General features: G+C 37.0%; 11 protein-coding genes. 5 read left to right on the top strand and 6 right to left on the bottom strand.

The window, feature by feature from the left end; translation table 11 throughout:
- Nucleotides 1-8 precede the first annotated feature (8 nt).
- Nucleotides 9-995 carry a type II secretion system protein GspC gene (gene gspC, locus PKC21_09445; GenBank protein ID HMR25561.1) on the bottom strand — a complete coding sequence of 329 codons (987 nt, stop codon included), beginning with the start codon at nucleotides 993-995 and terminating at the stop codon, nucleotides 9-11.
- 146 nt (nucleotides 996-1,141) lie between these two features.
- Complete coding sequence (locus PKC21_09450; protein ID HMR25562.1) at nucleotides 1,142-1,744, bottom strand: response regulator; 603 nt, start codon at nucleotides 1,742-1,744, stop codon at nucleotides 1,142-1,144.
- An 88-nt stretch (nucleotides 1,745-1,832) separates the two neighbouring features.
- Here PKC21_09450 and PKC21_09455 point away from each other — a divergent pair, with 88 nt between their 5' ends.
- The gene (locus tag PKC21_09455) at nucleotides 1,833-2,708 is read left to right on the top strand and encodes a DMT family transporter (protein HMR25563.1); all 876 of its coding nucleotides are present in this window, start codon (nucleotides 1,833-1,835) and stop codon (nucleotides 2,706-2,708) included.
- Here the strand turns inward: PKC21_09455 and glpK are convergent.
- Nucleotides 2,705-4,192 (bottom strand): glycerol kinase GlpK, encoded by a 1,488-nt coding sequence (gene glpK / locus PKC21_09460; protein ID HMR25564.1) that lies wholly within the window; start codon nucleotides 4,190-4,192, stop codon nucleotides 2,705-2,707. The genes PKC21_09455 and glpK overlap by 4 nt on opposite strands.
- A 97-nt stretch (nucleotides 4,193-4,289) precedes the next feature.
- Between glpK and PKC21_09465 the strand changes: the two genes are divergently transcribed.
- The 4 genes from PKC21_09465 (at nucleotide 4,290) to PKC21_09480 (ending at nucleotide 9,222) form a co-directional block, all read left to right on the top strand.
- A complete protein-coding gene (locus tag PKC21_09465) occupies nucleotides 4,290-5,297 on the top strand; it encodes an isocitrate dehydrogenase (NAD(+)) (GenBank protein HMR25565.1) in 1,008 nt (335 codons plus the stop codon).
- Between the two features lie 34 nt (nucleotides 5,298-5,331).
- Nucleotides 5,332-6,249: an EamA family transporter gene (locus PKC21_09470; protein HMR25566.1), complete on the top strand. Its 918-nt coding sequence runs from the start codon at nucleotides 5,332-5,334 to the stop codon at nucleotides 6,247-6,249.
- Nucleotides 6,250-6,259: 10 nt separating this feature from the next.
- Nucleotides 6,260-8,086: an APC family permease gene (locus PKC21_09475; protein ID HMR25567.1), complete on the top strand. Its 1,827-nt coding sequence runs from the start codon at nucleotides 6,260-6,262 to the stop codon at nucleotides 8,084-8,086.
- A 110-nt stretch (nucleotides 8,087-8,196) separates the two neighbouring features.
- Nucleotides 8,197-9,222 (top strand): potassium channel protein, encoded by a 1,026-nt coding sequence (locus PKC21_09480; protein ID HMR25568.1) that lies wholly within the window; start codon nucleotides 8,197-8,199, stop codon nucleotides 9,220-9,222.
- Here the strand turns inward: PKC21_09480 and rsgA are convergent.
- The 3 genes from rsgA to PKC21_09495 form a co-directional block, all read right to left on the bottom strand.
- Complete coding sequence (rsgA, locus tag PKC21_09485) at nucleotides 9,219-10,283, bottom strand: ribosome small subunit-dependent GTPase A (protein HMR25569.1); 1,065 nt, start codon at nucleotides 10,281-10,283, stop codon at nucleotides 9,219-9,221. The two genes, PKC21_09480 and rsgA, sit on opposite strands and share 4 nt — an antisense overlap.
- A 236-nt stretch (nucleotides 10,284-10,519) precedes the next feature.
- Complete coding sequence (locus PKC21_09490; protein HMR25570.1) at nucleotides 10,520-11,338, bottom strand: S1-like domain-containing RNA-binding protein; 819 nt, start codon at nucleotides 11,336-11,338, stop codon at nucleotides 10,520-10,522.
- Between the two features lie 24 nt (nucleotides 11,339-11,362).
- Nucleotides 11,363-12,037, bottom strand: coding sequence for a PilZ domain-containing protein (locus PKC21_09495; protein HMR25571.1), 675 nt, complete (start codon nucleotides 12,035-12,037; stop codon nucleotides 11,363-11,365).
- Between the last annotated feature and the right edge of the window lie 210 nt (nucleotides 12,038-12,247).

Raw genomic sequence — 12,247 nt, forward strand, 5'->3', positions numbered from 1 at the left:
TTCATCCATTATTGAATTGTTATATCCAATGTTTTTTTACTGCCCCGACGCACCATATCTATATTGACGTTACTTTCAGTTTTAACCATTTGTAACATGGGCAAAGCTTTTTCCAAGCTGTCAACTTGTGTGCCATTGATGCGTTGAATTTCATCACCATTTTTTAAACCCAATTGATCAAAAATGCTGCCCCTGCGTATGGCAAAAATCTTAAAGCCCGTAACCTTACCGTTGTTATAGCTGGGTACCATGCGGGCATCTTGTAAAATTTTATTTAAATCATTAAGGGTAGACTCTACTTTTGCACGTGAAAGGGTGATTTTATCACCATCTATTTGAATTCCTTCACTTGCAGGACTTGCAGGGCTTGTTGGTTTACTTGGACTGCGAGAAAACTGGGGTAACTTAGCAACTTCAATGTATTCTCTTTTGCCTTTACGATTGAAAAAAACTTTATTGCGTTGGATTTCATAAATTGTAGCTTCGCCAGCAAAAGTTTCACCTACTTTATAAGTTTTAGATGCACTGCTACCATTGACGGTGATACTTGCATACGAACTGGATTGAGAAAGGACCATGGTTCCTAAAAGTTGAGCATTGATATCACTTTTAACCGGGGCAGCATTGGGGTTAAACTGTGGTTCATTGTTAATGGTAATGTCATCTGTGCAAGCGGTGCGTTTTTCAGAGTCAAAAATATTGCGTTCACAAATTTCCATAAAACGATCCACGCTATCACGTTCAGCAAAAATAGAAGGAGCTACAACTTCTTTTTGATTGCTAACCGTTGTCAGACTGACCCCACTGGGAATAAACATGGCAACGATTTGTGCTAACAAAGCAGAAAGAAGCCAAGCTACAATGGCCGTACCAAGGTAGTTGGTTAGGGTTCGATAATGTTCTATAATATAGGCGCCGGCTTTCATTTTTCTCTCTACTTGTATTGTATAAATTCTTAAAGCAGTGGTCATGCTATTTGATGTGGGATAAACCATTGAAAAATAAAGGCTTTATCACAATATTCGGAAACTTAAGTACATACAATGTGTGCTTTTTGCCAAAATGGCAGAGTTTATTGCTGGATTAAACAGAGTTGTAAGTCAGTTATTGAGAAGATTTTTTATACATTTCAATATAATTACTACTGATTGGAATTGTATTCATCAAGCTTTCTATAGATCGTACGTTCACCTACACCCAAGAGTTTAGCAGTGAGTTTTTTATCGCCATCGGTTTTTTTGAGGGTGTGCTCTATAACCGTTCTTTCAATGTCATTGAGTGGTGTACCAATAGGAATATTGATATAATCTTTTTCCAAGCTTTCTTGTTTGTGTTTGTAGCTTTCCAAAGTCTTTTTTAAGCTTTGGTTTTCTTCTAATAGGGCTTGCCGTTCAAAACACTTTTCTATACTTCGTAAAAGCGAGGCTTTTCTAAATGGCTTACTGATAAAGTCACTGGCACCTTTTTTAATGGCATCTACGGCCAGCTCAATACTGCCATGCGCGGTCATTAAAATAATTTCAATATTGGGATTGATGGTTTTTAAAGCACGCAATAAATCCATACCATCCATTTTTGGCATTTTAATATCACTAAGGACCAGATCAATTTTATGCTGGTTCATGATATCTAAAGCTTCCAAACCTTGAGTGGCGCTAAACACAACATAGTCTTTGGATAAAATTTGATTTAAAAGCTCATTGTTAGCGGTATCATCTTCAACCAACAGGATATTTTTTTTCATTGTATTAAAATTAACGCTATATTGACATAAGTTCAATAAATAAATGAGCGGCACATACAGCCATAAAAAAATATGTTATGGGGACGATGTGAAACAAATAACACGAGCCCATTTAGCCCTTATTTTAATCACCATTATTTGGGGTTTAACCTTTCCATTAATTAGACAAGCTTTGCTTAATTTAGATTCCACCTGGTTTGTATTTTTACGTTTTGCTTTGGCAAGTCTTTTGTTTGTTGTTTTATTATTGGTACAGAGAAAATTTTATTGGCATAAACAGTTATTGTTATGGGGTATAGCCGTAGGGGTAATCAACAGTTTAAGTTATAGTTTGCAAACTTTAGGTTTAGAAACAGTGGCATCTGGAAGAGCGGCATTTATTACTGGGCTTAATGTAGTGATGGTTCCATTGTTGGCTGTTGCTTTTAAAGTAGCCAAGTCCAATTGGTTGGATTATTTTTGTGCAGGTTTGGCGTGTTTAGGGATTTTTATTTTATGCAACCCTAAGCAAAGCCCGTTTACTTTTGGGGATGCCATGGTTTTTATCAGTGCAATTTTCTATTCTTTATTTGTTTTAAGTTTACAAACAGTTGCTAAAAAATTTCCCAAACAATTAAACCTATTGGCCTGTTATCAAGTCTTTGGTGTGTTGTTGGCCAGCGTAGTATTTTTGCCTTTGGCTAAGGAAGTTCCCAGCAGTTTAAGCAGTCAAGCCTGGGTGGCCATTGTGTTTTGTGCCACTTTTGCAACGGTAGGTGTGTTTTGGCTACAAACCAATTACCAACATTATACAACACCGCAAAGAACATCGTTGATTTTTTCATTAGAGCCGGTCTTTGCCGCCTTGTTTGGCTATCTTTTAATTGCTGAAAAACTAGGCTTTAACGAAGTTCTAGGCGGCGCAGTAATATTAATGGCCTGTTTAATTCCAGAGTTTTTAAAAGTAAAACGAGTTCAAAATTAATTTTCATGAGCCGTATGTGCGTGCAATAGCTTTTCCCAAAACATTCTTTTTTGCAAACGGTCTTTAGCAGTCATTTGAGCGTTAAAATGACTATCCATGCTTAAATTTTTTTGTAGATAATTTTGATCAGGATAAAAATTGACGGCCAGTCCAGCCAACATACCGGCTCCTATGGCTGTGGTTTCTAGGTACTGGGGCCGATGCAGGTTAAAGCCTAGCAAATCAGTTTGAATTTGCATCAATAAGTCATTTTTACAGGCACCACCATCTACCTTGAGGTGTTCAAAACTTTGTCCGGTGGTTGTTTCAAACGCTTTAATTAAGTCACAAACTTGCTGAGCAATACCCTCTAAGCAAGCGTATGCAATATGGGCTTTGTTGCTGGATCGAGTTAGGCCTGTGATCATGCCTTTGGCTTGTGGTTGCCAATAAGGGGCACCCAAACCACTTAAACAAGGAATAAACATGACACCATCACTATTGTTGACAGCTTTGGCTAAAGTTTCAATCTCTGAGCTATTTTTAATAATGCCCAGTTGATCACGCAACCAACTAACAGCTGCACCGGCAATGAAAACAGACCCTTCCAAGGCATAATGCGTTTTTCCATTGATTCGCCAAGCAACTGTTGTCAACAAGCCTTGGTCAGAGATAGGACGCTTGTTGCCAAGGTTTTGTAATAAAAAAGCGCCAGTGCCATAGGTGCATTTGGCTTGTCCCTCTTCAAAACAAGCTTGACCAAATAAGGCCGCTTGCTGATCGCCAGCAATTCCAGCAATGGGGATACCATCGGGTAAAATACGCAAGCCTTGAGTATGACCCACAACAGCACTTGAATCACAAATCTCGGGAAGGATTGAATGTGGAAGATTGAATAAGTCTAAGAGCTCTTTATCCCATGTTAAATCGTGAATATTCATTAGCAAAGTTCGTGAAGCATTACTTACATCCGTACAATGTTTTTTTCCTTGGCTAAGCATGTGGAGTAAAAAACTGTCCATGGTTCCAAAAGCCAATTGACCACTTTGAGCCAAATTCTTGGCTTTGGGGTGATGATCCAATAACCAACGAATTTTACTGGCAGAAAAATACGGGTCCATGAATAAACCGGTTTTCTCATGAATTAGAGCTTCATGCTGTTTGAGTTGTTGACAAATGGCATGGCTGCGCTTGCATTGCCAAACAATTGCTGGAGCAATAGGTTCACCTGTTTTTTTATCCCATAGAACAGTGGTTTCTCGTTGGTTAGTAATGCCTATGGCAGCAATCTGTTGACCGGTGATATTTGCGTTCTCTAAAACCGTTTCAATGGCAGTGAGCATGCTTTGCCATATTTCACGGCTGTCATGTTCTACCCAAGTGTTTTGTGGATAATGTTGCGTGAATTCTATGTTGTGTTGGGCAGCAATATTGAGTTTTTCATCCAATAAAAGAGCAGTATTTCCTGTGGTTCCTTGGTCAAGACACAAAATAAATTGTTTCATATGAGCAGTGTAATCGCTTTCTTTTTAAAGGGCCAGATTTCAATTTTAGTGTTGGTTCCGGTAGTCAAATGCAGTGCTTTATGCTAAGCATGGCGCTATGAAAACACACCCTATTTGTTTATTACCAGGTGATGGTATTGGTCCTGAAGTTACTAAAGCAGCGCAAGAAGTATTAGCCGCAGCGGGAGCTCCCATTGAATGGATTCATTGTGATGCTGGAGCAGAATATTGTGAAAAAACAGGTGAGTTGTTACCGCAAGCAACCTTAGATGCTATTGAAAAACACAAAATAGCTTTTAAAGGTCCCCTAACAACCCCTATTGGTAAAGGCTTTAGAAGTGTTAATGTAAGTTTACGTAAAATATTTAAGCTGTATGCTTCTGTGCGCCCGGTAAGAAATTTAGAGGGCATTAAAACTCGCTTTGAAAATGTAGATCTTGTGGTAATGCGTGAAAATACTGAAGGCTTGTATGCCGGTTTAGAGCACCAAATAACAGAAGGTGTGACTGAAAGCATAAAAATTTGTACCCGTGAAGCCAGTGAGCGCATTGCACGTTATGCCTTTGAATACGCTAAAGAAAAAGGTAGAAAAAAAGTAACAGCCTTTCATAAAGCCAATATCATGAAACTAACTGACGGCTTGTTTATACAATGCGCGCAAGAAGTAAGTCAAGACTACCCAGAGATTGAGTACAATGAGCTGATTATAGATAATGCTTGTATGCAAATGGTGAAAGATCCTACTCAGTTTGATGTCTTATTGATGGAAAATTTGTATGGAGATGTGGTGAGTGACTTATGTTCTGGCCTGGTGGGTGGTTTGGGCGTAGTTCCTGGCGCTAATATTGGTGATGAGTATGCAATTTTTGAATCAGTACATGGCAGCGCTCCAGATATTGCCGGTCTTGGTGTGGCCAATCCTTTAGCGTGTATCATGAGTTCAGTGATGATGCTGCGCCATTTAGGTGAAGATGCTTGCGCAGATAGAATTCGTGATGCTTACAATAAAGTTTTAGCCAGTTCTGATCTAAGTATCAAAACCAAAGACATTGGTGGTACAGGCAACACACAAAGTTTTGTCAATGCATTAAAAGATCAATTGTAAAATACAATTAAAAAATTCATGGAATAAAATTTCAGTGCGAAAAAGTTTGCAGGCGATAGAAGCCAAAAGTATGCAGCAAGGCATTGCCTTTGTTTTTATCAGTGCTTTGTTTTGGAGTTTTGGAGGCTTATGGATTAAGCTAATAGCTTGGCCAGCTTTTACCATTGCGGGCATGCGTGCGTTAATTGCATGTTTAGCCTTGTTTTTTGTTTTTAGACCCAAGCGATTTGAATTTTCTTTGATGAAACTTCTAACCATGTTGGTGTTTGCAGCCAATGTGATCAGTTTTGTTGTGGCCACCAAATTAACTACGGCAGCCAATGCTGTGCTGCTACAATTTACAGCTCCTTTATACATTACTTTATTTAGCCCCTTTTTTCTAAAAGAAAAAATACGGATAACAGATATCATTATTCTTATTATTGGTGCTTATGGTCTGAGTTTGTTTTTTAAAGACAGTGGTCTTGATTTAACTCAGGGTATAGGGATGTATGTTGGTCTTTTTGCTGGCTTTACCTCAGCGTGGTTAACCATGTGTTTACGTAAACTTAAACAGTTCTCTGGTATTGAGTTGGTTTTGTGGGGAAATGTGCTTACTGCAGTGTTATGTTCACCAAGTTTTGTTCATTTAGATTTACAAGTGAGCAATTGGTTGTATGTAGCCTTACTTGGACTTGTACAAGTGGCTTTGGCCTATGTCTTTTACACACAAGCATTAAAAGTGTTGACGGCATTGCAAGGCATGTTGTTTCAATTGTTTGAACCCTTACTTAACCCAGTCTGGGTATTGATTTTTTTTGGTGAAGTGCCCAGCTACTATACCTTAATTGGGGGGAGCATTATTTTAGCAACCGTTGTTTTAAAATATATTTTTGATCGACAATTTAAGGGCAAGCTGCAAAATACGACAAAATTTGTAAACAATGTTAAAGAGAATACTGACATCAATTGAAGGATTGACCATGGCAAATAAAGCACGCAAAATTAATATTAAATCTGAACCGAGAGCAAAAAGTAGTAAGGCGCACAAAAAACTATCTAAAAAAGGGTTAAAGAAAAAAGTTCATCAAAAGTTGGGTGAATGGCAAGCCACAGGAATTTGTGGCAACGATATTACATCCAGCTGTTTGTATGTTGCGGCCATTGCAACCATTTATGCAGGAGCTTTGTCACCGCTAGTTTTATTGATGGTTGGAGGTTTGTTGTTTTTATACAAATCAATTTATGCTGAGGTAGGGGATGCCTTACCACTCAATGGTGGAGCCTACAACTGTTTGCTCAACACCACAACAAAGTTTAAAGCCTCTATTGCAGCATGTATGACCATCTTGTCTTATTTGGCCACAGCAGTCATCAGCGCCAAAACAGCGGCTGAATATATGGCTTCTTTGCTGCCAAGCATGCCTGTGGTTATAGCCACTATTGGTATTCTTAGTATTTTTGCTGTACTGACCATTATTGGGATTACTGAGTCAGCCAAAGTTGCGTTAGGAATTTTTATTTTTAATATTGTGACTTTGGTTTCTTTAATTTTTTTAGGCGTCTATTCTTTATTAACCCAACCAGAAGTTTTTTTAAGTAATTGGCATTTGCCCAAAGATGATGGAATATTAAAAGCATTGTTTTTTGGTTTTTCAGCCGGTTTATTAGGAGTGAGTGGTTTTGAAAGTTCGGCTAATTTTATTGAAGAACAAGATGAAGGGGTGTTTCCTAAAACCTTACGCAATATGTGGGTGGCGGTTACGGTCTTAAACCCACTCATTGCTTTAACAGCATTAGCAATTTTACCCATTGATAATATTATGCATGCTCAAAAAAGTTTATTGGCAGAAGTTGCCTTGGTAGGAGGTGGTAATATTTTAAGTACCATTGTGGTCATCAATGCCATTACCGTACTTTCAGGTGCGGTGCTGACCAGCTTTGTTGGTTCTTCAGGTTTGATTGGACGTATGACTTTGGATAGATGTTTACCGCAATTTTTATTGGCTACCAATAAACGTGGAACCCACCACTGGATTATTTTATCGTTTTTATTTTTAAGCAGCTCTATTTTAATTATGACTGGCGGTGATTTATTGGTTTTAGCGGGTGTGTACACTATTTCTTTCTTGGGTGTGATGTGTTTGTTTGCAATAGGCAATGCCCTACTTAAAGTCAGACGTGATCAATTGCCAAGACGTTACCACGCCAGCTGGATGGTTATCTTTTTAGCTTTAACGGCTACAATTGCCGGAATCGTTGGTAACATTATGTTGAAGCCAGAAAATTTAAGATACTTTTTGTATTATTTTTTACCGACCATGGCTTTGGTTGGACTAATGTTGGCCAGGCACCAAATTTTGCAGTTTGTTTTACTGTTGATCAATGAAATTTCAAAAGCATTTCAAAATTTTAATGATAAACTTAAACTGGCTGTAGAGCATAATTTAGAAGATTTAAATAATCATGACATCATTTTTTTCACCAAAGGTGAGAGTAAAGCTACACTCAATGAAGCCATGCTTTATGTACAAAAAAATGAAATCACCAAACATATAACTGTTATTCATGTATATGAAGATGAAAACACTGTTCCAAAAAATTTAGAAAATGATTTACGGATTTTGGATGAAATTTATCCGGAAGTGCAAATTGATTTTGTTTTAATTAAAGGTAAGTTTGGCCCAGACATGATTGATGAGCTGTCTAAAAAATATCACATTCCAAAAAACTACATGTTTATAGGAGCACCATCAAAACGTTTTCCACACCGCTTGGCGGACTTAGGTGGCGTCAGATTGATTATATAGATGTTTAAGATACGCTCCAAAGTTAATGAAATTTAGTATATCCATATCTGTAATAAATAATTTATAAACATAAATCTTTTAAATTGCAATGTAAGGTACTTCTTTTTACAATGCAGAGCGTGAAAGCTCCTCCTGTTCCTCCTGTATATCCGGGTAAACGTTTGTTGTTTATCTTAGTTTTATACTGCTGCATCATTATGGCAGGAGTTGGCGGTTATATGATTTTAGAGTCGTGGCCATTGGTGGATGCCATCTATATGACCATCATTACTATCAGCACGGTTGGCTTTTCTGAAGTTTATCCACTTTCACAAGAAGGCAAAATGTTTACCGCTGGGTTGATTATCTTGGGTGTGGGTGGGTTTACATATACCTTCACCATATTGACGGATTATATAGTTAAAGGACAGATCCAAAGTTTTTTAAGAGAAAGGCGTAAAAGTATGGAGATTAAATCATTGAGAAATCATTATGTGGTCTGTGGTTTTGGTCGTGTGGGTCAAATGGTCTGCAAAGAACTCAAAAAAACCGGCAAGAAAATTTTGGTTTTAGAAAAGGAAGCAGAAGCATGTGAAGAAGCAAAAAACATGGGTTTTTTGGTTGAACAAGGCACAGCCAACGAGGAAAACAATTTGGATAAAGTTGGAATAAGGTACGCTAAAGGATTGATTGCAACTTTAAATACGGATGAAGCTAACTTAATGTTGGTACTTACAGCAAGAAGCATGAATGAAAAACTAAATATTGTGGCTAGATCCAACTTTGAAGTGAATGAAAAAAAATTGGTAACGGCAGGTGCGGATCGTGTGATTTCACCTTACAGTATTGGTGGCAGAAGAATGGCACAGTTGGTAACACAACCCAATGTTATAGAGTTTTTGGACACGCTGATGCACAATGAAGAAGTATCGATGTGGATGGAAGATTTACAAGTATCTAAATCTTCAGCCTTGTTGGGAATGAGTATTGAAGAGGCAAAAATTAGAGAGAAAACGGGTGTTAATATTGTAGGGATTCGCAATCAACAAGGGCAGTACCATGTGTCACCTAAACCAGATGTTAAACTGAATGAAGGTGACTTGGTCGTGGCCTTAGGAACCAAAGAACAACTTAAAGCTTTCCAAAAACTTAGTTAGTTGTTTTGTTTATTTTTAAACTGTTCATGCTTTCTATAATTTTGGCTGATGCGTTTCCAACGTTTTTTTTGTTTAGAAGCAAAATTTTTATCCATTTTCCGTTTTGAAAAATCAGCTTCACGTTTTAACTTAAAATAATTGTTCAGTGTTGTTTGATCCAATTGTCCATTTTCAAGGGCATTTAAAATAGCGCAACCAGGCTCATTGTTATGGCTACAGTTCTTGAATTGGCAACTCTTCAACAATTGTTTAATTTCAGTAAAACTATCTTCAACTTGATCATCTTCTGCAAATACAGAAACTTCTCTTAAGCCAGGCGTATCAATGAGCATACCACCGGATTCAATAAAAAATAAGGAGCCTCCTGTGGTGGTATGCCTACCTTTTTGATCATCCTCTCGCACAGTATGAACTTTTTGAACATTATGCTTTAATAAAGCATTGACCAAAGATGATTTACCAGCACCTGATGAGCCAATAAAAACTGCCGTTTTACCAGGCTTTAAATATGATTCAATTGATTCTATGCCATCATTGTAAAGCGCACTGCTTGCAATAATAGGAATAGAAGGATGAGCTTCTTTTAATGGATTTAAATAGCTTTCAAGATCATCAACCAGATCTATTTTAGATAAGACAATGATAGGAATGACGTTTCCTTGTTTAGCTAAAAGAATATAACGTTGAATACGATTGATGTTAAAGTCTTTTAATACCGAACAAACAATAAATGCATAATCAATGTTGGCAGCCAAGATTTGTTGATCATGGGTTTTGCCCGCAGCAATACGTGATATATGGCTAGATCGTTCACATAAACTTTGAATCAAAACTGTAGCTTTGTTATGATCACCTTCAAAAACTGGACTGCAGATGCAAAAATCACCCACACTAGGATAATCTGAACTTTGATTGACTGAAAATTCAAAATTTCCAGATAGCAAAGCTGTTAAAACAACACCCTCATGGTTGATGGCTTGATAAATGCCTTTATGGCGATGAGTAATACGAACAATATTCGCTTGGGGTGGATGATTCCACCCTAAATTGTATAAATTCAAGGGATGCTCCTTTACGTCACTGCATCACAAAACATGCAATGAAAAAATTAAAACTAAGCTGAAAAAGGTATGTATTGTTTTAAGAAGAAGCCTGAATAGAGGCCGCTTTAAAACTAGAATGTAATGCAATCATATGACCTCCTTAAATAATAAATAATACTTAATAAGATATTTCTCATAAAAAAAATAAAATTTCAACAAATAGTTATTGAGATTAAGATGACTTGCATTAAATTTTATTTAATTATTAGTTCTGTTCGGTCAGGGTAGAGAGCGACTTTTTTTTCTTTATAGAGCATACCTAAAGCATTTTTAAAGGTTTTTTTACTCATCCCCAGTTGTGTACGAATTAACTCTGGTGAACTTTTATCTGTAAGTTCTGACTGCCCATTGTTTTTTTTGAGATGGTTAATAATAGTTATTTTTGCTTGTACAACATTAGAAAAACCTTGTTTTTGTAAGGCGGCATCAATTAAACCATCCTCACGAATTTTTTTAATCACACCTTGATACAGCTCTGAACACTGAACATCTGTAAATATTTCATTATGATAGATCATGCCCAAATATTTTTGATTGATAATAACTTTATAGCCCAGTTCAGTTCGTTCCACGGGGATAAGACTAACAAAATGGTTTTCTTCAATATCTGAATAAGGAAAATCTTTTAAATGTGCTTTTTGATCAGTGCTGCCATACAGTCGGTTGGTGGAAGGATCAATGCAAATTCGAATAATATAGATATCTTTGATTTTTAAATGATAATTTTGTTCATGATGTGGAACCAAAAGATCTTCTTCTAAACCAAGGTCAAAATATGCACCCTGTTGGCTTTGCCCCACCATTTCTAAAAAACCATATTCACCAAGATAGGCATAAGGTAAATCTAAACTAGCAATGGCTTGTCCTTCTTTGTTTTTATAAACAAAGACATCAAGCATAGAATTTTCTTTCAGTTCTTGTTTGCTTTGCTTAAGGTTGATGGTTTCTAAACTTTTTGGGTCTTTTAAAACACATGTTTTTGATGATACGTGTTCAACAAGTAGCCGATTCATTTGGCCAAATCTAATCATGGAGTCCTATTCTGTATGTTGTTGTAAAAGGGTCATCATCCAATGTTCAATTTGTTTGCTGATATGATTGGGAATATTATCAAACTGAACACCTACTTTGTACTGTTGACCAGCAATGATTTCTTTGACATGAATAACTTTTCCACTGCAACTGAGCAAGTCATTTTCATTGTTTAAAGGCAATTGAATATCAATAGGATCATTGACGCTAAGATATTGAGAACAAATAATAGATAAACCACCCATAGATATATTTTCTAAAATTGCCAAGGCTTTTTCTTTAGGTAAAGCCTGCATTGCAATTCGTGTGGTAATTCTAGGTTGCTCTCTTCGATTACCACCATCTTGAGATAAGATCTGATAAACATAATCAGCAATTAGTTGTTTTTTGTCTTCGTTAATATCGTTAAACTTTATGCCTAATTTATTGTTATCTTGATCAAAAGAAAAAGCATGTAAAATAGTGGCAGTAAGGGTAAAAACTTCCGTGCCAACACTATTAAATAAGGTGAGTTGTATATCTTGCCCCAGAGGAACGGCTATATTTTTTTTGACCAGGCAGCCGGCGCCATGATGTGAAACATCAATTAACGTAACATCATAATTTTGTTCAGATGTTTTAATTATGGCTTTACTGCGGGTTTCAATACGCGCAGATTTTCTTCTTTCAATAACGGTCATATCTATGGCTTTCTATATACTGTCCTTAAGCAGATGGCAAAATCTCAAAAGGTACGGCCTTACTTTTGAGATCTTAATGAAATTTCAGGTTTCTCAAAAGTAAGGCCGTACCTTTTTGTTTGTGGCGTAAAAAAGGAGGAGAGGCCATGTGCCGATTCCGACCTGGGTGGGATGAATTTGACGGAGACCGCGTCTTCGTCAAAGAAGGGG

Source organism: Oligoflexia bacterium (genome assembly GCA_035326705.1).
Lineage (GTDB): Bacteria > Bdellovibrionota_G > JALEGL01 > JALEGL01 > JALEGL01 > JALEGL01.

Bases quoted from the DNA above. Each gene is read 5' to 3' on its own strand.
- PKC21_09475 (HMR25567.1), top strand. From the start codon at position 6,260: ATGGCAAATAAAGCACGCAAAATTAATATTAAATCTGAACCGAGAGCA.
- glpK (HMR25564.1), bottom strand. From the start codon at position 4,192: ATGAAACAATTTATTTTGTGTCTTGACCAAGGAACCACAGGAAATACT.
- PKC21_09465 (HMR25565.1), top strand. From the start codon at position 4,290: ATGAAAACACACCCTATTTGTTTATTACCAGGTGATGGTATTGGTCCT.
- PKC21_09480 (HMR25568.1), top strand. From the start codon at position 8,197: ATGCAGAGCGTGAAAGCTCCTCCTGTTCCTCCTGTATATCCGGGTAAA.
- PKC21_09450 (HMR25562.1), bottom strand. From the start codon at position 1,744: ATGAAAAAAAATATCCTGTTGGTTGAAGATGATACCGCTAACAATGAG.
- PKC21_09490 (HMR25570.1), bottom strand. From the start codon at position 11,338: ATGAATCGGCTACTTGTTGAACACGTATCATCAAAAACATGTGTTTTA.
- gspC (HMR25561.1), bottom strand. From the start codon at position 995: ATGGTTTATCCCACATCAAATAGCATGACCACTGCTTTAAGAATTTAT.
- PKC21_09495 (HMR25571.1), bottom strand. From the start codon at position 12,037: ATGACCGTTATTGAAAGAAGAAAATCTGCGCGTATTGAAACCCGCAGT.